Annotated in this window: 18 protein-coding genes and 1 riboswitch; of the genes, 8 read left to right on the plus strand and 10 right to left on the minus strand. The window is 70.2% G+C overall.

What is annotated here, in order from left to right; translation table 11 throughout:
• The first annotated feature begins 5 nt into the window (after positions 1–5).
• Together OG788_RS21290 and OG788_RS21295 are read left to right on the plus strand one after the other, a co-directional pair.
• On the plus strand, positions 6–1,418 hold the full coding sequence (locus OG788_RS21290) for a PTS transporter subunit EIIC (protein ID WP_406372768.1): 1,413 nt from the start codon (positions 6–8) through the stop codon (positions 1,416–1,418).
• A 46-nt stretch (positions 1,419–1,464) separates the two neighbouring features.
• The gene (locus OG788_RS21295) at positions 1,465–2,052 is read left to right on the plus strand and encodes a hypothetical protein (protein ID WP_266759998.1); all 588 of its coding nucleotides are present in this window, start codon (positions 1,465–1,467) and stop codon (positions 2,050–2,052) included.
• 60 nt (positions 2,053–2,112) lie between these two features.
• Here OG788_RS21295 and OG788_RS21300 read toward each other — a convergent pair whose 3' ends face one another.
• Together OG788_RS21300 and OG788_RS21305 are read right to left on the minus strand one after the other, a co-directional pair.
• Positions 2,113–2,313 carry a hypothetical protein gene (locus OG788_RS21300; RefSeq protein ID WP_351537425.1) on the minus strand — a complete coding sequence of 67 codons (201 nt, stop codon included), beginning with the start codon at positions 2,311–2,313 and terminating at the stop codon, positions 2,113–2,115.
• Positions 2,310–2,540 (minus strand): hypothetical protein, encoded by a 231-nt coding sequence (locus OG788_RS21305; RefSeq protein WP_266848518.1) that lies wholly within the window; start codon positions 2,538–2,540, stop codon positions 2,310–2,312. Before OG788_RS21305 ends, OG788_RS21300 begins: the two co-directional genes overlap by 4 nt.
• Before the next feature lie 121 nt (positions 2,541–2,661).
• On the opposite strand from OG788_RS21305, the gene OG788_RS21310 reads away from it, so the two are divergent.
• Both OG788_RS21310 and OG788_RS21315 read left to right on the plus strand, forming a co-directional pair.
• Positions 2,662–3,504 (plus strand): helix-turn-helix domain-containing protein, encoded by an 843-nt coding sequence (locus OG788_RS21310; protein WP_406372770.1) that lies wholly within the window; start codon positions 2,662–2,664, stop codon positions 3,502–3,504.
• Complete coding sequence (locus OG788_RS21315; RefSeq protein ID WP_406372772.1) at positions 3,485–3,691, plus strand: DUF397 domain-containing protein; 207 nt, start codon at positions 3,485–3,487, stop codon at positions 3,689–3,691. Before OG788_RS21310 ends, OG788_RS21315 begins: the two co-directional genes overlap by 20 nt.
• Before the next feature lie 83 nt (positions 3,692–3,774).
• Here the strand turns inward: OG788_RS21315 and OG788_RS21320 are convergent, their stop codons facing one another.
• Entirely contained in the window at positions 3,775–4,896 is a 1,122-nt protein-coding gene (locus tag OG788_RS21320; RefSeq protein ID WP_356464049.1) for an NADH:flavin oxidoreductase, read from the minus strand.
• Between the two features lie 414 nt (positions 4,897–5,310).
• Here OG788_RS21320 and OG788_RS21325 point away from each other — a divergent pair, with 414 nt between their 5' ends.
• Positions 5,311–7,809 (plus strand): phospholipase D-like domain-containing protein, encoded by a 2,499-nt coding sequence (locus tag OG788_RS21325; RefSeq protein ID WP_406372774.1) that lies wholly within the window; start codon positions 5,311–5,313, stop codon positions 7,807–7,809.
• Positions 7,810–7,935: 126 nt separating this feature from the next.
• On the opposite strand, the gene groL is transcribed toward OG788_RS21325, so the two are convergent.
• The 4 genes from groL to thrC all read right to left on the minus strand — a co-directional run bounded on the left by groL (position 7,936) and on the right by thrC (position 12,158).
• Positions 7,936–9,561 (minus strand): chaperonin GroEL, encoded by a 1,626-nt coding sequence (gene groL / locus OG788_RS21330; protein ID WP_266760010.1) that lies wholly within the window; start codon positions 9,559–9,561, stop codon positions 7,936–7,938.
• Positions 9,562–9,933: 372 nt separating this feature from the next.
• The gene (locus tag OG788_RS21335) at positions 9,934–10,137 is read right to left on the minus strand and encodes a cold-shock protein (RefSeq protein ID WP_005315736.1); all 204 of its coding nucleotides are present in this window, start codon (positions 10,135–10,137) and stop codon (positions 9,934–9,936) included.
• Between the two features lie 441 nt (positions 10,138–10,578).
• On the minus strand, positions 10,579–10,854 hold the full coding sequence (locus OG788_RS21340) for a MoaD/ThiS family protein (protein ID WP_266760012.1): 276 nt from the start codon (positions 10,852–10,854) through the stop codon (positions 10,579–10,581).
• Positions 10,851–12,158 carry a threonine synthase gene (gene thrC / locus OG788_RS21345; protein ID WP_351537312.1) on the minus strand — a complete coding sequence of 436 codons (1,308 nt, stop codon included), beginning with the start codon at positions 12,156–12,158 and terminating at the stop codon, positions 10,851–10,853. Before thrC ends, OG788_RS21340 begins: the two co-directional genes overlap by 4 nt.
• A gap of 17 nt (positions 12,159–12,175) precedes the next feature.
• Positions 12,176–12,332: riboswitch (SAM riboswitch) on the minus strand.
• A gap of 205 nt (positions 12,333–12,537) precedes the next feature.
• Here thrC and OG788_RS21350 point away from each other — a divergent pair.
• The gene (locus tag OG788_RS21350; protein WP_351537309.1) at positions 12,538–13,482 is read left to right on the plus strand and encodes a glucosyl-3-phosphoglycerate synthase; all 945 of its coding nucleotides are present in this window, start codon (positions 12,538–12,540) and stop codon (positions 13,480–13,482) included.
• Between the two features lie 78 nt (positions 13,483–13,560).
• Positions 13,561–15,018, plus strand: a complete 1,458-nt coding sequence (locus OG788_RS21355) for a trehalose-6-phosphate synthase (RefSeq protein WP_406372775.1) — start codon at positions 13,561–13,563, stop codon at positions 15,016–15,018.
• A gap of 192 nt (positions 15,019–15,210) precedes the next feature.
• On the opposite strand, the gene otsB is transcribed toward OG788_RS21355, so the two are convergent.
• The 3 genes from otsB to OG788_RS21370 all read right to left on the minus strand — a co-directional run bounded on the left by otsB (position 15,211) and on the right by OG788_RS21370 (position 17,995).
• Positions 15,211–16,065, minus strand: coding sequence for a trehalose-phosphatase (gene otsB / locus OG788_RS21360; RefSeq protein ID WP_406372776.1), 855 nt, complete (start codon positions 16,063–16,065; stop codon positions 15,211–15,213).
• 343 nt (positions 16,066–16,408) lie between these two features.
• Complete coding sequence (locus OG788_RS21365; protein ID WP_266760020.1) at positions 16,409–16,636, minus strand: DUF3263 domain-containing protein; 228 nt, start codon at positions 16,634–16,636, stop codon at positions 16,409–16,411.
• Between the two features lie 90 nt (positions 16,637–16,726).
• The gene (locus OG788_RS21370; RefSeq protein ID WP_406372777.1) at positions 16,727–17,995 is read right to left on the minus strand and encodes an ABC transporter substrate-binding protein; all 1,269 of its coding nucleotides are present in this window, start codon (positions 17,993–17,995) and stop codon (positions 16,727–16,729) included.
• Between the two features lie 143 nt (positions 17,996–18,138).
• Between OG788_RS21370 and OG788_RS21375 the strand changes: the two genes are divergently transcribed.
• Positions 18,139–19,134 carry an ROK family protein gene (locus OG788_RS21375; RefSeq protein WP_406372779.1) on the plus strand — a complete coding sequence of 332 codons (996 nt, stop codon included), beginning with the start codon at positions 18,139–18,141 and terminating at the stop codon, positions 19,132–19,134.
• Positions 19,135–19,139 lie beyond the last annotated feature (5 nt).

A 19,139-nucleotide genomic window follows, 5' to 3' on the forward strand; every position in this document is an offset into this window, starting at 1 on the left:
GGGGAGTGCGCACACCGGATTCCCTCACAGCAGCAGCGATCCTCCCCCTCGTGGGCGGCCCCGCGAACGTCCTGACCGTCGCCCACTGCATGACCCGGCTCCGGCTGGGTCTGCGGGACCGAAGCCTGGTGGACGAGGACGGCCTGCGGGCCCTGCCCGCCGTCCTCGGCCTGGTCGCGGACGGCGGCACCTGCCAGATCGTGCTGGGCCCCGGCACGGTCGCCCGCGTCACGCCGGAGTTCGAGGCGCTGCTGACGACGACGGCCGACCGGCTCGCCCTGCGCGGCGCCGAGCTGAAGGCCGACCGGAGCCGGCGCAACGCCACCCCCCTCAAACTGCTCCTGCGGCGGATCGCGGACATCTTCGTGCCGCTGATCCCCGCCCTGATCGGCTGCGGGGTGATCGCGGGCCTCAACGGCCTGCTGATCAACCTCGGCCTGCTGACGGGCCTCACCCCCGCGCTGACCGCGATCGCCTCCGGATTCATGGCGCTGATCGCCGTCTTCGTCGGCTACAACACGGCCAAGGAGTTCGGCGGCACACCGATCCTGGGCGGCGCGGTGGCCTCGGTCGTCGTGTACGCGGGAGTCGCCAAGGTGACGGTCCTCGGCGTGACCCTCGCCCCGGGCCAGGGCGGCGTCCTGGGCGCCCTGGCCGCCGCCCTCCTCGGGACGTACGTGGAGAAGTGGTGCCGCCGTCGGGTCCCGCCGACCCTGGACGTCCTGGTCACCCCGACCGTCACCGTGCTGCTGACCGGCCTGGTGACGCTGTACGCCCTGATGTACGTCGCCGGTGAGCTGTCCTCCGCCATCGGCACGGCCGCGGACTGGCTGCTCTCCACCACGGGCGCCTTCGCCGGGCTCGTCCTGGGCGCGCTGTTCCTGCCCCTGGTGATGCTCGGCCTGCACCAGGCCCTCATCCCCATCCACACCACGCTCATCGAGCAGCAGGGCTACACCGTCCTGCTGCCCGTCCTCGCCATGGCGGGCGCGGGCCAGGTCGGCGCCGCCCTCGCGGTGTACGTCCGGCTGCGCCACGACACCTCGCTGCGGACGACGATCAGGTCGGCGCTCCCGGCCGGCCTCCTCGGCGTCGGCGAACCCCTGATCTACGGCGTCTCCCTCCCGCTCGGCCGCCCCTTCCTCACGGCCTGCGCGGGCGGAGCGGCGGGCGGCGCCTTCATCGGCTTCTTCTCGATGCTGGGCGACCAGGTGGGCTCGACGGCCATCGGACCCTCCGGCTGGGCCCTGTTCCCGCTGCTGTCCGGCAACCGGGGCCTCGCCCTGACCGCGGCGATCTACGCGGGCGGGCTGCTCACGGGGTACGCCGTCGGATTCACCGCCACCTACTTCTTCGGCCTCGGCGGCGTGACACCGGCCCGCCGGGCGGATCAGGCCACGGAACAGGCCGCCGTCTAGGACCTGTCCCGGCCGGACTGTCGGTGGCGCGTGCGAGGCTGGTTCCATGAACCACGCACAGCTGACCGCCCTAGGCCGCGCTCTGCGGCTGCTCGGGGAGCACGGCGACGCTCTGAACGCCGACACCCCCGACGCCAAGCTGCACGAGGTCAAGGCGGACCTGAAGCGGGCCCTGGACCTGCTCGACGAGACGGTGACGACGGCGGCGCCGACCACCCGCTGCGCCGAGCATCCGAACGGCCCGGTGGACGAGAGCGCCCCGGACCGCTGCCTGCTCTGCGAGACCCGCCGCCGCACCGCCCGCCGCACCGAGGTCAACGACGCCTACACGCACGGCCGGGCGCCCGCCCCGGACGAGCTCCCCGACCGCGCGATGTCCCGCTACGGGGTGCGGGGCGACCGCCCCCAGCCCCAGCAGCGCTGGCTCCCGGAAGTCTGGACCGGCCAGGAGTGGCACCTGTGCGGCACTCCCCGCCGCGACCGCCACGAAGCCGAGCGCTACCTCGCCGCCGAGCGCAGGACCCCCCGCCCCGGCATGGCCTACCGCCTCGTCCATGAGTTCACCGACTACGAGGTGCTCCGCATCTGGGGCACACCCGTCAAGGTCGACATCGAGCCGATGGGCAATCTGTAGGGGGGATCGGCAGGACAGGCCCGGGAAGGGCCCCGGGGCGGGCCGTTCCCCGGCCCGCGGTCACGGCAGTCGCCCCTCCGCGTTGAGCCGCCGCACCCGCGCCCGCAGCACCTCCCCCGGCGGCGCCTCCCCCAGGGCCTCGGGAGGACAGTCCCACTCGCATCCGCCGCCGGGCGGCCGCAGTTGTACGTAGCCGCCCTCGCGCCCCATCACCTGACCGAGCCGGCCGTCCCGCACGTCGATCGCGTACTCCTCGCTCACGCGTCGCCACCGCCGTCCCGCACGTCGCACCCGCGCAGCACCTCGGTCAGCCGCCGTGCGGTGCCCACGTTGCAGCGGCCGAGAGCCACCAGGGCGAACGGCTCGTCGCTCGCGCCGGTCACCGGATCGACCCGCAGGGACGGCAGCACCACACCGACCCCGGTCAGCGCCGCCCGCAGCTCCTCCACGATCTCCTCCGTCGGTCGTACGCGCTTACTCGACGTCATCTCCATCGCACCGATCCCTCCACGCTGAGTGTTCGCATTCGCCACCCAGCGTGGCCATCACCCCTCTAACCTGGCCAGAGACGGCGCTCCAACAACCCCACCTGTGTGACAGGGAGTTGCCATGCCCGGACCGAAGGACCTCGATCCGTCCTCCTCGCCGCGCGCCATGATCGGTGCGGAGCTGCGGCACGCCCGCGAGACCGCCGGCCTCAGCCAGGCCGAGTTGGGCGAACCGCTCTTCGTCAGCGGTTCGTTCATCGGCCAACTGGAGTCCGGGACCCGCCGCCTGCACCTCGAGTACGCGGTCCAGCTGGACGAGATCCTGGGGACCAACGGGTTCTTCGAGCGCAATTGCAAGGCCCTGGCCAGGTCCAAGTACCCGGACCACTTCGCCGAGGCGGCGGAGGCGGAGGCTGTCGCTTCGGCGATCAGGGAGTATGCGACGCTGCTGATTCCAGGGCTGTTGCAGACCCGGGGGTACGCGGAGGAGATCTTCCGCGCGTACAAGCCAACAGCTCCAGGCAGCGAGATCGAGGCGCTGGTGAGGGCCCGACTCGAACGCGCTCAGCTCATCGACGATCCAACAACGCCGTTGTTGTGGATGGTTCTGGACGAAGCCGTGCTCCGGCGCAAGGTCGGCGGCGGTCCGGTGATGTCCGGCGCCCTCCAGCACATCGCGAGTTTGGCTCGTCGGCACCGGATCATCGTGCAGGTACTGCCGTTCAGCTCTGGAGCGCACGCATCGATGACCGGTCCGTTGAAGCTGATGGAGTTCGAGGACGCACCTCCGCTGTCGTTCGCCGAAGCGCCGGACATGGGAAAGCTGCTGGACGATCCGGCCACGGTCGCCCGACACAACCTCACCTTCAGCCTCCTCCAGGCTGCGGCCCTTTCACCTGAGGACTCCCTGGCTCTGATCGAATCCGTGGCGCAGGATTACGAACATGGAGACCAACGCCCGTGAAAACGACCTGACCACCGCCACCTGGCACAAGTCCAGCCACAGCGGAGGCGAAGGCGGCAACTGCCTGGAGGTCGCCCATGGTTACCCCACGCTCCCCGTCCGGGACTCAAAGAACCTCGGCCCCGCTATCACCTTCGGGTCCGAAGCCTGGGCCGCCTTCGTCGGCCATCTCCGCACCACCGGCTGACCGGCGCGGGGCAGCACAAAGGGACGGCGCCCGCGCAGTAGCGGGCGCCGTCCCTCCCCCGTGCCCCCGTACGGGGAAGCCGGTCAGCTGAGCGAGCGCAGCGCCGCCGCGTCGTAGGGGGCCAGCTCGTCGAAGCGGCCGGCGAGGACCTTGGCCGCCCACTCGGGGTCCTGGAGCAGCGCGCGGCCGATGGCGACGAGGTCGAACTCGTCGCGCTCCATGCGGTCGAGCAGGTCGTCTATGCCCTTGACGGCGGAACCCTCGCCCATGAATGCCTTGATGAAGTCACCGTCCAGGCCGACCGAGCCGACGGTGATGGAGGGCTTGCCCGTCAGCTTCTTCGTCCAGCCGGCGAGGTTGAGGTCGGAACCGTCGAACTCGGGCAGCCAGTAGCGGCGCGTGGAGGCGTGGAAGGCGTCCACTCCGGCCGCCGCCAGCGGGGCGAGGATCGCTTCCAGCTCTTCCGGGGTCTCGGCGAGGCGGGCGTCGTAGGCCTGCTGCTTCCACTGCGAGTAGCGGAAGAGGACGGGGAACTCGGGCGAGACGGCGGCACGCACCGCCGCGACGATCTCCGCCGCGAACTTCGTACGGGCCACCGGGTCGCCGCCGTACGCGTCCTCGCGCCGGTTGGTGCCGGACCACAGGAACTGGTCGATCAAGTAGCCGTGGGCTCCGTGCAGTTCGACACCGTCGAAGCCGATGCGCTCCGCGTCCGCCGCGGCCTTCGCGAACGCCTCGATGACGTCGTCGAGGTCCTGCTGGGTCATCGCCTTGCCGGTGACCTCGGCGCCCTCGGAGCCGATGCCGGAGGGACCGACCGGAGGAGCGTCCGCGAACGGCGGCTCACCAGCGCTGCGCACCATGCCGATGTGCCACAGCTGGGGCACTATCGTGCCGCCCGCCGCGTGGACGGCGTCGGCGACCTTCGCCCATCCGGCCAGCTGGTCCTCACCGTGGAAACGCGGCACCCGGTCGCTCTGCCCGGCCGAGTCGTGGCCGACGTAGGTGCCCTCGGTCACGATGAGGCCCACGCCCGCGGCGGCGCGGCGGGAGTAGTAACCGACCACGTCCTCCCCCGGTACACCGCCCGGCGAGAACTGCCGGGTCATCGGCGCCATCGCGATCCGGTTCGGGACGGTCAGGCCGTTCAGGGAGACGGGACGGGAAAGGATCTCGGCTGCGCGGGACGCGGCGTCAGCGGTCACGTGGGGGCTCCTCGGCGAGGTGGTCGGTATGACGTCGTGCGGTCGGCGAGGCAGGAGATTCCGTGCGGTATGTGCACATGCATCGACTGCCTGCCCGGTTCAACCGCTCCACCGGGCTCGACATTCCGCCGCTCCCGCACCTGACGCTGTGATCCGGGCCACGCCCGCGGAGAGCGTCCGGCGCCACGGAGCGCCCTCGTGACGGGTTGCCGACAGCGCGGAAAGCGCAGAGGACGCCTGGAGCGACGCACCCGAGCGGCCCCCGCATCCGCGGCGGTCCGCGCCACCGCGGGGCCGCGCGGCCATGGCCGACCGGCGCGCGAGGCCACGCGTGCCAGGCATCGCGCGAAGGGCGGTCCACGCCTGTCTATAAGGTGTGATCAATTCGAACGGGCCCCGAACAAAAGGAAACTGATGGGCAGACACATACGACGGATGGCCGCGCTCGCCGCGCCTCTGGCTCTCGGCGCGACCCTGTTGGCTCCCGCCACCGCTCAGGCAGAGACCGTGGTGTCCGGGAACTACACCTCGGTCTTCAACTACCCCAAGCCCACGACCTACGACTCCTCGATCAACACCTCGGTCGGCGACCTGATCGACCTCACGGCTCCCGGCTCGACCCTGTACATGGGCATGTACTGGTTCAACAGCTCGGACCTGCGGGCGAAGCTCACCGCCGCCCAGAGCCGCGGCGTCACGCTGCGCATCATCTCGGAGTCGGCGAACCGGCCCAGCAGCGACCTGGACAGCCTCGCGCTGACCGGCAACTCCACCCTCACCTGGTGCTCCCGCGGCTGCCTGGGCAACGGCTCGGGCGACACGAACGCGATCGACCACGACAAGTACCTCGTGCTCGACTCACTCACCGACGGACGCAAGAACGTCGTCTGGCAGGCCTCGCAGAACCTCGCGGGCGGACAGGACGGCGAGATCAACAACGCGGTCGTCGTGTCCGGCAACGCGACCCTCGCGTCCCGGTACCGCGCGCACTTCAACGACCAGGTCAGGCACGCCGCCGACAGCCTGCACACGACGTACGACTACACCACCGGCGACCCGACGTCCCCGGTCGAGGCGTACTTCTCCCCGCGCGACACCGCCTCGGACGCCTCCCACTACGGCAACGCCGACATCCTCGCCTCGTTCATCGACCAGGTCGACTGCTCGATCGACGGAAAGATCAGGATCTCCGCCGCCGAACTCGATCAGCGGACCACCCGCCCGGCCGTCTACGACGCCTTGGCGACGAAGCGGTCCCAGGGATGCAGCGTCGACGCGAACGCCCGCGACCTCAGTGACGGCGGCGGCAACAAGGGCATCAACGACCTGACCGCCCTCGACATCGCGGCCTACGGCAACCGCCCCGGCGGCTGCCGCTACAAGACCTCGGCGGGGTCCTCCTGCAACCACGGCACCACCCACTCCAAGTACCTGCTGACGGAGTGGAAGAAGAGCGACGGCACCCAGGTCCAGCACGTGTACACGGGCTCCCACAACTGGACCGCGGGCTCGCTGAAGACGAACGACGAGACGATTCTGCGCATCGACGACGCGGGCACCTACCAGGCCTACGTCGCCAACTTCAACAAGGTGCGCGCGAGCGCGGTCGACCTCGACGCCGCGAAGTACGGCTCGACGTCCCAGCACTACTCCCGGGTCAACGTGAACGCGAACGGCGACCAGCACTACAGCGCCATCGCCTCCGGCGGCACCTCGTCCGTCTACACCGCGGTGGCCTACGAGCAGGGCGACCGGCACGACTCCTCGGACAGTGAGCTGGGCACCGACGTGTACCTGCGCCTGTACAAGGACGGCGCGCCGCTGTGGGACGAGAAGCTCCTGAGCAACGGCAACACCGGTACCGGCACGACCTGGTCGCACCAGAAGCCCGACGTCGGCGTGGACGACCAGGGCAACGCGATCGTCGTGTGGGCCAAGGACGACGACGGCAACAAGTACGCCGACATCGCGGTGCGCAAGGTGACCCCGGACGGCACGGTCACCACCCTGCCGCGCCCGCACGCCTCCGGTGACGGAGACCAGCTGCGGCCGACGGTCGCGGTGGCCGGCGACGGCTCCTACAGCGTCGCCTGGGAGAACACGGCCGACGGCTCGACCCTCAACCAGGTGTACGCGAGCAGCTGGTCCCCGACCGGTGCGCTGCGCTACCAGGACGTCCAGGTCAGCACGATCAACTCCGGTGCCGCCGGATCGAACCGCCGGCCCGACGCGGCGATCGACGACGCCGGGAACACCGTGATCGCCTGGGAGGAGGACGCGGACGGCAACGGCGGCCTCAACATCGGTGTCGCCAAGCTGAACACCTCGGGCGCGTTCTCCGTGGCCCGCAAGGTGGGCAACTCCCTCACCGACGGACAGCAGACCAAGCCCGCGGTGGCGTCCACCGGCGACGGCCGTTTCGTCGTGGCCTGGACGGACGAGTACACCACCGGCACCGGCACGCTGGTGCGGCCGCAGCGGATCAACCAGCGCTTCTTCTCGGCGACCGGCAGCCCCGCGGCGGCGGACCGGCGGACCACCGAGGACGGCACGGACACCGGCCCCTACATCGACGGCAAGCGACCGGTCTCCGACCAGGCGGACGCCGATGTCACGGTCGCCGACGACGGCACCTTCGTCGTCGCGTGGAAGGAGGCCTTCGACGTGCTCGTCGGCAACCCGGCCACCCTGTACGCGGGCCAGGACGACGTGTGGGCCCGCGGCTTCAACGCCGACGGCACGACGACCGGCAGGTTCCCCGCCACCCGGATGAACGTGGTGACCGGCGGCGGCCAGGGCGGCCCGGCCGTGGCCGTCGCCTCGAACGGCCGGCTCGCGCTGACGTACTCGGACGACTACGACGCCAACGGCTTCAACGAGATGCGGCTGCGCGACGCGTTCGGCAACTCCTGATCACCTCTCCCGCCGCGGCTCGGACAGCCGCGGCGGGAGAGCGTGAACGCCCGAGGGCGGCACCCCCGTTGAAGGGGATGCCGCCCTCGGTCTCGTACTGCGACGAACCGCTGATCCGCGAAGGGATCAGAAGTCCATGTCACCGCCCGGCATGCCGCCCGGAGCGCCGCCGGCAGCGGCCTTCTCCGGCTTGTCGGCGATGACGGCCTCGGTGGTGAGGAACAGCGCGGCGATGGAGGCGGCGTTCTGCAGGGCAGAGCGCGTGACCTTCGCCGGGTCGATGATGCCTTCGGCGATCATGTCGACGTACTCACCGGTCGCGGCGTTCAGGCCGTGACCGACGGGCAGGTTGCGCACCTTCTCGACGATGACGCCACCCTCGAGACCACCGTTGACGGCGATCTGCTTGAGCGGGGCCTCCAGGGCGAGCTTCACGGCGTTGGCGCCGGTCGCCTCGTCACCGGTGAGCTCGAGCTTCTCGAAGACCGAGGAAGCCTGGAGCAGGGCCACGCCACCACCGGCGACGATGCCCTCCTCGACGGCCGCCTTCGCGTTGCGAACGGCGTCCTCGATGCGGTGCTTGCGCTCCTTGAGCTCGACCTCGGTGGCGGCACCGGCCTTGATGACGGCCACGCCGCCGGCCAGCTTCGCCAGACGCTCCTGGAGCTTCTCGCGGTCGTAGTCCGAGTCCGAGTTCTCGATCTCGGCACGGATCTGGTTGACCCGGCCGGCGACCTGGTCGGCAGAGCCGGAGCCGTCGACGATCGTGGTCTCGTCCTTGGTGATGACGACCTTGCGGGCACGGCCCAGCAGGTCCAGACCCGCGTTCTCCAGCTTGAGGCCGACCTCCTCGGAGATGACCTCGCCGCCCGTGAGGATGGCGATGTCGCCGAGCATGGCCTTGCGGCGGTCACCGAAGCCCGGAGCCTTGACGGCGACGGACTTGAAGGTGCCACGGATCTTGTTGACGACCAGGGTCGACAGGGCCTCGCCCTCGACGTCCTCGGCGATGATCAGCAGCGGCTTGCCGCCCTGCATGACCTTCTCGAGGAGCGGGAGCAGGTCCTTGACGTTCGCGATCTTGGAGTTCGCGATCAGGATGTACGGGTCGTCGAGGACGGCCTCCATACGCTCCATGTCGGTGGCGAAGTACGCCGAGATGTAGCCCTTGTCGAAGCGCATGCCCTCGGTGAGCTCCAGCTCCAGACCGAAGGTCTGGGACTCCTCGACGGTGATGACGCCTTCCTTGCCGACCTTGTCCATCGCCTCGGCGATGAGCTCGCCGATCTGGGTGTCGGCGGCGGAGATGGAGGCCGTGGAAGCGATCTGCTCCTTGGTCTCGACATCCTTGGCCTGCTCGAGCAGGGCACCGGAGACGGCCTCGACGGCCTTCTCGATACCGCGCTTGAGGGCCATCGGGTTGGCGCCGGCGGCTACGTTGCGCAGGCCCTCGCGGACGAGCGCCTGAGCCAGGACGGTCGCGGTGGTCGTACCGTCACCGGCGACGTCGTCCGTCTTCTTGGCGACTTCCTTGACCAGCTCGGCGCCGATCTTCTCGTACGGGTCCTCGAGCTCGATCTCCTTGGCGATGGAAACACCATCGTTGGTGATCGTGGGCGCGCCCCACTTCTTCTCGAGGACGACGTTACGGCCCTTGGGGCCGAGGGTGACCTTGACGGCGTCGGCGAGCTGGTTCATCCCGCGCTCGAGACCGCGCCGTGCCTCCTCGTCGAACGCGATGATCTTGGCCATGTGAAGTGGTCCTCCCGGACGGGGTGGATTGCTCCGGATCGTGCCCGCGCCCGCGACGGACGGCCTGCAAGCCTTGTGGTTCCTTGCCCCACAGGCCCGCGGGCCTCGCCGGCCCGATCCAAGTTCTGTCACTCTCACTGGGAGAGTGCTAACGCCAATGATTAGCACTCGACCCCTGCGAGTGCAAGCGCCTCTCATGAAAACGGGCCCCTGGTGGAGCGCACGCACGGCGCCCGGACGGAGCGCGCTCGCGGGCGCGCGCGAGACAGAACAGGGGACCCCGAGGGTGGCCGGGGACGCACGAGGGGCCCGCATCCCTGGTGGGATGCGGGCCCCTCGGCGTGAGTGCGTCGGTGGCCGTTCGCGCCCGGATCAGACGGCGAGTTTGACCATGTCCGCCTGCGGACCCTTCTGGCCCTGCGAGATTTCGAACTCCACTCGCTGACCCTCTTCAAGGGTGCGGTAGCCGTCCATCTGAATCGCGCTGTAGTGCACGAAGACGTCCGCACCACCGTCGACCGCGATGAAGCCGTACCCCTTCTCCGCGTTGAACCACTTGACGGTGCCCTGAGCCATGCCTAACTCCCCTATTACTGGCCCTTGCACAGATCCACACTTCGCGGATCCGGGTCAGACCTCACCCCCCATTGGTTGGGGGTGTGCGCCGGAACGCGTCGACCGCGGCTGAATGTATCTGTCCAACTGCCGTCTGCAACAGGTCAATCGGACGAGAATTCTGGGCATGGCTGATCGTTGAAATGCGGAGAATTCGCAAGGATTCAGGGCAAGTCGGGCCCCGTAAATGCCATAAACGGCTCAAAAAGGAGCGGTAGTTTGGCTACTTCTTGTCGGATGCCGGGCGAGGACTCATATGCGTCCGGCATGAAACCAACATCGAAAGCGAAGCGACTTCCCCAACTGTAGCGCGCTCAACCCTACAGAATTGCCCCCTCCGTTTCTCTCACGGAGGGGGCAATTCGATGAACTCAGCGTGTTCGGCATTACCGAGGGTAACGATCAGCCTCCGGCGACGGCCGGAATGATCGAGACGCCCACACCGTCCGGGGTCGCCGTCTCCAGGCCCTGCTCGAACCGGACGTCGTCGTCATTGACGTACACGTTGACGAAGCGGCGCAGCTTGCCCTGGTCGTCCAGAACGCGCGCGGCGATGCCCGTGTGGTTCTTCTCCAGGTCGGCGATGACCTCGGCGAGGGTCGTACCCTCGGCCGTCACCTCGGCGACGCCCCCGGTGTAGGTGCGCAGGATGGTGGGGATGCGGACGTTGACGCTCATGATGCGAGGCCTGCCTCTCGGAAGGAGTCGAGGTTCGGGCGGATGGTCGCGGTCAGCCCGGTGTCCGAGGCCACCGCGTCCAGAGTCTTGAGGCCGTCGCCGGTGTTCAGCACGACCGTGGTCAGAGTCGGGTCGAGGAGACCGTTCTCGATCAGCTTGCGGGTGACGCCGACGGTCACGCCGCCGGCCGTCTCCGCGAAGATGCCCTCGGTGCGCGCGAGCAGCTTGATCGCGTCGACGATCTGCTCGTCGTTCACGTCCTCCACGGCACCGCCGGTGCGTCGCGCGATGTCGAGCACGTACGGCCCGTCCGCGGGGTTGCCGATGGCGAGCGACTTGGCGATGGTGTCCGGCTTCTGCGGGCGCACGACGTCGTGACCGGCCTTGTAGGCGACGGACACCGGCGAGCAGCCCTCGGCCTGGGCACCGAAGATCTTGTACGGCCTGTCCTCGACGAGCCCGAGCTTGATCAGCTCCTGCAGGCCCTTGTCGATCTTCGTGAGCTGGGAGCCGGAGGCGATCGGCACGACCAGCTGGTCGGGGAGCCGCCAGCCGAGCTGCTCGCAGATCTCGTACGCCAGCGTCTTGGAGCCCTCGGCGTAGTACGGCCGCAGGTTGACGTTGACGAAGCCCCAGCCCTCGCCGGCCGGGTCGCCGATCAGCTCGGAGCAGAAACGGTTCACATCGTCGTAGTTGCCCTGGATGCCGACGAGCTCGCCGCCGTAGACCGCGGCCATGACGACCTTGCCCTGCTCCAGGTCGTGCGGGATGAACACGCAGGAGCGGAAGCCGGCACGGGCCGCCGCGGCGCCCACGGCGCCGGCGAGGTTGCCCGTGGAGGAGCAGGAGAGGGTGGTGAAGCCGAAGACACGGGCCGCTTCGATGGCCTGGGCGACGACGCGGTCCTTGAAGGAGTGCGTCGGGTTGCCGGAGTCGTCCTTGACGAAGAGCTTGCCGGCGTCGACACCGAGCTCGCGGGCCAGGTTGTCGGCCTGGACGAGCTTGGTCCAGCCGGGGTTGATGTTCGGCTTGTCCGCCACGTCCGCGGGGACGGGCAGGAGGGGCGCGTAGCGCCAGATGTTCGCGGGTCCCGCTTCGATGCGCTTGCGGAGCTCTTCGGTCTCGTAGGCCGAGAAGTCGTAGGCGATCTCCAGCGGGCCGAAACACTCCTCGCAGGCGAAGACCGGGCCGAGCGGGACGCGGTGTCCGCACTCGCGGCAGGAAAGCGCCGCTGCCGGGCCGAGGTCCACCGCATCGGCGGAGTTCACGGAGTTCGTGGTGCTTGCAACTGTCTGCGCAGCCATGGAGGCGAGGCCCTTTCTCCTCATCTTCCTCACGACGCACTTCGCCGTGAGACGGATTTGGCACCTTCCCTAGCCGGGAGCCTCGCGACGCGATCGACATCGATCGGTACGAGACCGGCTGGAGGGTTGCCGGGGCTTCATCGGGCCGTATCCCTCTGCCCCTCTGGATGAGCGGTATTTGATTGTTGAACTGTTGAACGTGCTACGCGCCGATGATCGAGGACATGCGATGGTCATCCGCGTTGTTCAAGACTGTAACCGAAGGCCAGGACAGTTGAGATAGTCGTCCGAACCGCGAGACGACGGCAATCGATCTGCCGCTGGCCGCAGCGGGCACGCTGATGAGAGCGTGTGATCAGACAGTGAGGAGCCGCAGACCGTGCTGAAAGACGTCGAAAGCTGGCTGAGCACACGCTCCTGGTCCCTGACCGACCGCCCGCTCCACAAGCTCATGGCCGCGAAACGTTCCACCGGATCGACGGTCAGCGTCGTGCTGCCCGCGCTCAACGAGGAGGAGACGGTCGGCGAGATCGTGGCGATCATCCGCCACGACCTGATGCAGCAGGTGCCCCTCGTCGACGAGATCGTCGTCGTCGACTCGGGCTCGACCGACCGCACCTCGGCGGTCGCCGCCGCCGCGGGCGCGAGAGTCGTGCACCGCGACGACATCCTCCCTCGGATTCCCGCGGTGCCCGGCAAGGGCGAGGTGCTGTGGCGGTCGCTGCTCGTGACGAGCGGGGACATCGTCTGTTTCATCGACGCGGACCTCAAGGAGTTCTCGTCCGACTTCGTCACCGGGATCGTGGGCCCGCTGCTCACCGACCCCGGGGTCGATCTGGTCAAGGCCATGTACGACCGCCCGCTGGGCGGCGCCTCGGGACAGGGCGGCCGGGTCACCGAGCTGATGGCCCGCCCCCTGCTGAACATGCACTGGCCGCAGCTGGCGGGCTTCGTCCAGCCGCTCGGCGGCGAGTACGCGGCCCGTCGCTCCCTGCTCGAACAGCTCCCGTTCCCCGTCGGCTACGGCGTGGAGCTGGGCATGCTCGTCGACGCCCTGCACCTGGTGGGCCTGGACGCCCTCGCCCAGGTCGACGTCGGCGTCCGCAAGCACCGCCACCAGGACGGCCAGGCCCTGGGCCGTATGGCCGCCGCGATCTACCGCACCGCCCAGCTCCGGCTGGCCCGCGGCCACCTGATCCGCCCCGCCCTCACCCAGTTCGAGCGCGGCCGGGACGGTTTCCAGCCGCGCACGTACTCGGTGGACACGGAGGAAAGGCCCCCGATGAGCGAAATCTCCGAGTACCAGCGGCGCAAAGCCGCGTAGACCAGCCCTCCCGGCCCGCGATCGCATACGGCCGAAGGGAACGTTTGAGCGTTTCGACACGGGGCTAGGTTTCGAGGCATGGCTTCAACGCACGGTGCCCACCGGATTCTGGTCGCGTCCAACCGCGGCCCGGTCACCTACGAGGTACGGGAGGACGGTTCGCTGCACGCCCGGCGCGGCGGCGGCGGCCTCGTCTCGGGCCTCTCGGCGATCGGGCCCGACGCGGGCGCCCTATGGGTGTGCTCGGCCCTCGGCGACGGCGACCGGGAGGCCGTCGCGCGCGGAGTCGGCGAGGACGGCGTGCGCATGCTGGCCATCGACGCCGACGTGCACGCCGACGCCTACAACGGCATCGCCAACTCCGTCCTGTGGTTCGTCCACCACATGCTGTACCAGACCCCGCTGGAGCCGGTCTTCGACGCGGAGTTCCGGCGCCAGTGGGAGTCGTACCGGACCTACAACCGCGCCTTCGCCGAGGCGCTGGCCGAGGAGGCAGCCGAGGGCGCGGCGGTGCTGGTCCAGGACTACCACCTGTGCCTGGTGCCGGGGATGCTCCGTGAGCTGCGCCCCGACCTGCGCATCGGCCACTTCTCCCACACGCCGTGGGCGCCCGAGGACTACTTCCGGATGCTCCCCGACGACATCCGCGCGGAACTGGTGGGAGGCATGCTCGGAGCGGACCGGGTGGCGTTCCTGACCTGGCGGTGGGCGACGGCCTTCATGCGCTGCGCGGAGGAGGCCGACCCCGAGCACTACAGCGCCACCTGGCCCTCGGGCGCCCCCCGGGCGATCGAGCACCTGGACGGCGCCCGGCCGCCCGTGCGCGAGACCCTCGTCGGCGTGCACGGCCTCGGCGCGGACGCCGAGTTCCTGCGCGAACGCTCCCACCGGGAGGACGTCGAGCAGCGGATGGCCGCACTGCGCACGGAGATCGGCGAGGGACGCCGGACCGTCGTGCGCGTCGACCGGACCGAGCTGTCCAAGAACATCGTGCGGGGACTGCTGGCGTACCGGCAGCTGCTGGACGACCACCCGGAGTGGCGCGAGCGGGTGGTCCACGTGGCCTTCGCCTACCCCTCGCGGCAGGACCTCGCCGTGTACCGGGAGTACACGGCCGAGGTGCAGCGCGTGGCCGACGAGATCAACTCCCGGTACGGAACACCCGGTTGGACCCCGGTGGTCCTGCACGTCAAGGACGACTTCGCGCGCTCGCTCGCCGCGTACCGGCTGGCCGACGTCGCCCTCGTCAACCCCATCAGGGACGGCATGAACCTCGTCGCCAAGGAGGTCCCGGTCGTCTCCGACGAGGGCTGCGTGCTGGTGCTCTCGCGGGAGGCCGGGGCGTACGAGGAACTGGGCGAGGACGCGATCTCGGTGAACCCGTACGACGTGATCGGTACGGCACGGGCGCTGCACGAGGCGTTGACCATGCAGCCGGGCGAACGGGCGGAGCGCACCAAGCGGTTGGCCGCCGCGGCCACCGCTCTGCCGCCGGCCCAGTGGTTCCTTGATCAGCTGCAGGCGCTGGAGACCTGAACACAGTCCAGCCCCTCCGGCAGGATCCCGGCTGCGGCTGCACTTTTCAGCCCCGGCCGGGGAATGAACTTCAGCGCCTCCGGCGCTTGAGGAGCGGGGTCCGGGGCGGAGCCCGGGTACGGGACGGGTAGGGGCGGAGGGGGCGAAACAAGCCTTCCGCCGCCCTCGCCCGCACGGGCGACGAGCGGCCGGTCAGGCGAGTTCGGCCGCGAGAGAAGCGAGCAGCCGTACGACCCCGGACGGGCCGTCGACCACCAGGTCCGCCCGCTCGGCGAGTTCGCCGACCTCGGAGCTGCCGCTGCACACCAGGAGTCCGGGGACACCGTCGGAGCGGAGCTTGTCGACGGCGGCGAAGGCGGGCAGGTCGCCCAGGTCGTCACCCGCGTAGAGGACGGCCTCGGCGCCGACCTCCCGGACGTACTCCAGGAGGGCGACCCCCTTGTCCATGCCCGGCGGGCGCAGCTCCAGGACCATGCGGCCGGGCTCGACGATCAGGCCGTGCCGGGTGGCCAGATCGGCCAGTGGCTCGCGGAGCGCCTCGAAGGCGGCCTGCGGGTCCGCGGCGCGGCGTGTGTGCACGGCGACCGCACGGCCCTTCTCCTCGATCCAGGTGCCCTGCCAGGCGCCGATCCGGTCGAGGAATCCCGGCAGTTCGGCGCGGACGGCGGCCACGCCGGGGTGCGGGGCGGGGGCGGTCACCGTGCCGCTCACCGCGTCCCAGCGCTCGGCGCCGTAGTGGCCGAGGACGACGAGGTGCTCCAGCCCGGGGACGCCCGCGAAGCCGCCGTGGCGTACGGCCACACCGGCCGGACGGCCGGTGACCACGGCGATCGAGGCGACCTTCGGGGCGAGTGCCGCGAGGGCGGGCACCGCGTCGGGGTGCGCACGGGCTTGATCGGGGTCGGGGACGATGGGGGCGAGGGTCCCGTCGAAGTCGAGTGCGACGACCGTCCGGGTGGGGCGGGTGAGGATCGCGTCCAGAGCGTCGCGCCCGGCGGGGGTCACCGGGGCCGGCAAGGGGTCCTTGGATTCGGGATGGCTGCCCATGGGGCGACCCTATCCGGGTGGGGGCGGGCGCACCCATGGCTCATGGCCGAGCGGGGTACCCGCCCGGCCGGAATGCCTCGCTCTGACGGCTCCCCCGAGCCGAATCCCCGGTCCGACGATCCGCCCGGCCGGAGGCCCGGTCCGACGGATCCGTCCGGCCCGGAGGCTCGATCCGACTGATCCGGATGCCGGTCCGGAGGCTCGTCTCACCGATGCATCCTGCCCGGGTGCCTCTGTCTCGCCGAGCCGTGATGCATCCTGCCCGGGTGCCTCGGTCTCGCCGAGCCGTGCCGTGCAGCAGGGGCCTCGGTCTCGCCGAGCCGTCCGGCCGGAGGCCTCGGTCTCAGCGCTCCGCCCTGCGGGCCTCCCGGACCCGGCGCAGCCTGTTCACGGTCACCGGGTCGTGCGCCAGGGCCCTCGGGTCGTCCAGCAGCGCGTTGAGCAGCTGGTAGTAGCGGACCGGGGCCAGGCCCAGCCGTTCTCGTACGGCACGTTCCTTGGCGCCGGGGCCGGGGAAACCGCGGCGCTCCAGGGCGAGGATGCTCCGTTCGCGCGCGGGCAGCTCTTCCATGGACAGCACGGTAGCCCCCGGCACCGACAGTGCCGAGCCGGAGCCGGAGCCGGGACCGGGACCGGAGAGCGGGAGGGGAGCGGGGCTGTCCTAGTAGCCGCTGTCCGCCATGGTGGCGTTGGTCTGCAGGGAGCCGAGGATCTCGGCGGGGTTGCCGTCCGGGCTCACCGCCTTGGCGATCTCGCTCTTCACGTCGGCGCTGACCTCGGCCCAGGAGGTCTTGCCGACCGGGTAGAGCACCGAGGAGGGCAGCTCGGCGAGGAAGGGCTCCAGGTCCGCGTCGTCCGGGTCGGACGCCATCGCGTCGGACGCGGAAGAGGTGACCGGCAGCAGGTCGTACTCGCGGGAGAAGGCGAGGACGTTCTTGTCCTGGTAGACGAAGTCGAGGAAGTCGCCGACCTGCTCGCCGTGGCCGTTCTTCTTGAAGGCCATCATCCAGTCGGCGACCCCCATGGTGGCCTTGGACCTGCCGTCGACGCCGGGCATCGGCACCATGCCGAACTTCACGCCCTTGGCGGCGGCCTGCTTCATCAGGGTGGGGTGCCCGACGAGCATCCCGACCTCACCCCGAGTGAACGCCGAGAAGGCGGCCGCACGGTTCAGCTTGGCAGGTGCGACGGGTCCGGTGAGCCCCTTGCCCACCAGTTCGTCCTTCAGCCAGGTGACCGTGTGGATGTTCTGCGGGGAGTCGATGGAGTACGTGTCGACGTCGTCCGTGTAGCCGTTCCCCCCGCTCAGCAGCCACTGCATGGTCTCCGCCTGCGCCTCCTCGGGGCCGAGCGGCAGCGCGTAGGGGAACTTCACGCCCTTGGCCTTGAGCGCCCTCGCGTCGGCCGCGAGCTCGCTCCAGGTCGTGGGCGGGGTGATGCCGGCCTCGGAGAACAGGGTCTTGTTGAAGAAGAGCAGGCGCGTGGACGCGGCGAACGGCATGCCGTACTGCGTCCGGTCCGTCTGCCCCGCGTCGTTGAGTTCCGAGACGAAGTCGGCCTGAACGGGTATGGAGAGCAGGTCCTCCACCTTGTAGAGCCTGCCCTGCGCGGCGTAGTCGGCGTAGGCGCCGATCTGCGCCATGTCCGGGGCGTGGCCCGCCGCGACCATCTCCTTGACCTTGCGGTCCACGTCGGTCCAGGGGTAGACGCTGACCTCGACCTTGATCCCCGGGTGACCGGCCTCGTAGTCCTCGGCCAGGTCGTCCCAGTACTTCTGGGAGCTGTTGGCCTTGGAGGCGCCGTAGTCGGCGGCCACGAGTCTCAGTGACACGTCCGAGGAATCGCCGCCCGGGCCGCCGCAGCCCGCGAGGGCCGCCGTCATGCCGAGAGCCGAGATCGCCGCGATCGTTCCTGTCCTGCGCCGCTGCACCGCTTGCACTCCCCAACCCCTGAGCCGTATCGGCTGCTTCTTTGCTTCTGCGTCCGTTGCACCCGTCTCGGAATGCGGATACAAGGTCTACACCACGTGAGTGGACTAGACCTCTCTAGGGGTAAGGGGCGACACTGTCCCCCGTGAGACATGTCATCGCCCTCGATGTGGGCGGCACCGGGATGAAGGCAGCCCTCGTCGGGGTGGACGCCGAGCCTTCCGCGGACCGCCCCGACGTGCCGCCGCGGCGGACCTCCGGGCCCCCCGCGCTGCTGCACCAGGCCCGCCGGGCGACCGGCCGTGAGCGCGGGCCCGACGCCGTCGTCGAAGACATCCTCGACTTCGCCGCCGAACTGCGCGCCCACGGCGAGAAGCACTTCGGCGAGAGCGCCCTGGCCGCCGGCGTCGCCGTCCCCGGCATCGTCGACTCCCAGAACGGCATCGCGGTCTACGCCGCCAACCTCGGCTGGCGCGACGTCCCGCTGCGCCGGCTGCTCGGCGAGCGGCTCGGCGGCGTACCGGTCGCGCTCGGGCACGACGTGCGCACCGGCGGGCTCGCGGAGGGCCGCATCGGCGCCGGACAGGGAGCGGACCGCTTCCTCTTCGTCCCGCTCGGCACCGGCATAGCGGGCGCCATCGGCATCAACGGCAGCGTCGAGGAGGGCGCGCACGGCTTCGCGGGCGAGATCGGCCACATCGTCGTACGGCCCGGCGGGGCCCCGTGCCCGTGCGGGCAGCGCGGCTGTCTGGAACGGTTCGCCTCCGCGGCGGCCGTCAGCCAGGCCTGGGCCGAGGCGTCCGGCGACCCGGAGGCGGACGCGGCGGACTGCGCCAAGGCCGTCGCGTCGGGCGACCCGAGGGCGCGGGCCGTCTGGCAGGAGGCCGTCGACGCGCTCGCCGACGGGCTGGTCACCGCGCTCACCCTCCTGGACCCGCGCACGCTGATCATCGGTGGCGGGCTCGCCGAGGCGGGGGAAACCTTGTTCACACCATTGCGGGCCGCGGTCGAGCGACGCGTCACCTTCCAGAAGCTGCCGTCCATCGTCCCCGCCGCTCTCGGGGACACCGCCGGATGCCTCGGTGCCGGGCTCCTCGCCCGGGACCTCCTGAACACCACTTCTACGACTCCCCGGAGGTAACCACC

This window comes from Streptomyces sp. NBC_00647 (assembly GCF_045207245.1).
Taxonomy (GTDB): Bacteria; Actinomycetota; Actinomycetes; order Streptomycetales; family Streptomycetaceae; genus Streptomyces.

Coding starts and splice junctions, on each gene's coding strand:
- OG788_RS21295 (WP_266759998.1), top strand. CDS start 1,465: ATGAACCACGCACAGCTGACCGCCCTAGGCCGCGCTCTGCGGCTGCTC.
- OG788_RS21305 (WP_266848518.1), bottom strand. CDS start 2,540: ATGACGTCGAGTAAGCGCGTACGACCGACGGAGGAGATCGTGGAGGAG.
- OG788_RS21310 (WP_406372770.1), top strand. CDS start 2,662: ATGCCCGGACCGAAGGACCTCGATCCGTCCTCCTCGCCGCGCGCCATG.
- OG788_RS21315 (WP_406372772.1), top strand. CDS start 3,485: ATGGAGACCAACGCCCGTGAAAACGACCTGACCACCGCCACCTGGCAC.
- OG788_RS21325 (WP_406372774.1), top strand. CDS start 5,311: ATGGGCAGACACATACGACGGATGGCCGCGCTCGCCGCGCCTCTGGCT.
- groL (WP_266760010.1), bottom strand. CDS start 9,561: ATGGCCAAGATCATCGCGTTCGACGAGGAGGCACGGCGCGGTCTCGAG.
- OG788_RS21335 (WP_005315736.1), bottom strand. CDS start 10,137: ATGGCTCAGGGCACCGTCAAGTGGTTCAACGCGGAGAAGGGGTACGGC.
- OG788_RS21340 (WP_266760012.1), bottom strand. CDS start 10,854: ATGAGCGTCAACGTCCGCATCCCCACCATCCTGCGCACCTACACCGGG.
- thrC (WP_351537312.1), bottom strand. CDS start 12,158: ATGGCTGCGCAGACAGTTGCAAGCACCACGAACTCCGTGAACTCCGCC.
- OG788_RS21355 (WP_406372775.1), top strand. CDS start 13,561: ATGGCTTCAACGCACGGTGCCCACCGGATTCTGGTCGCGTCCAACCGC.
- otsB (WP_406372776.1), bottom strand. CDS start 16,065: ATGGGCAGCCATCCCGAATCCAAGGACCCCTTGCCGGCCCCGGTGACC.
- OG788_RS21365 (WP_266760020.1), bottom strand. CDS start 16,636: ATGGAAGAGCTGCCCGCGCGCGAACGGAGCATCCTCGCCCTGGAGCGC.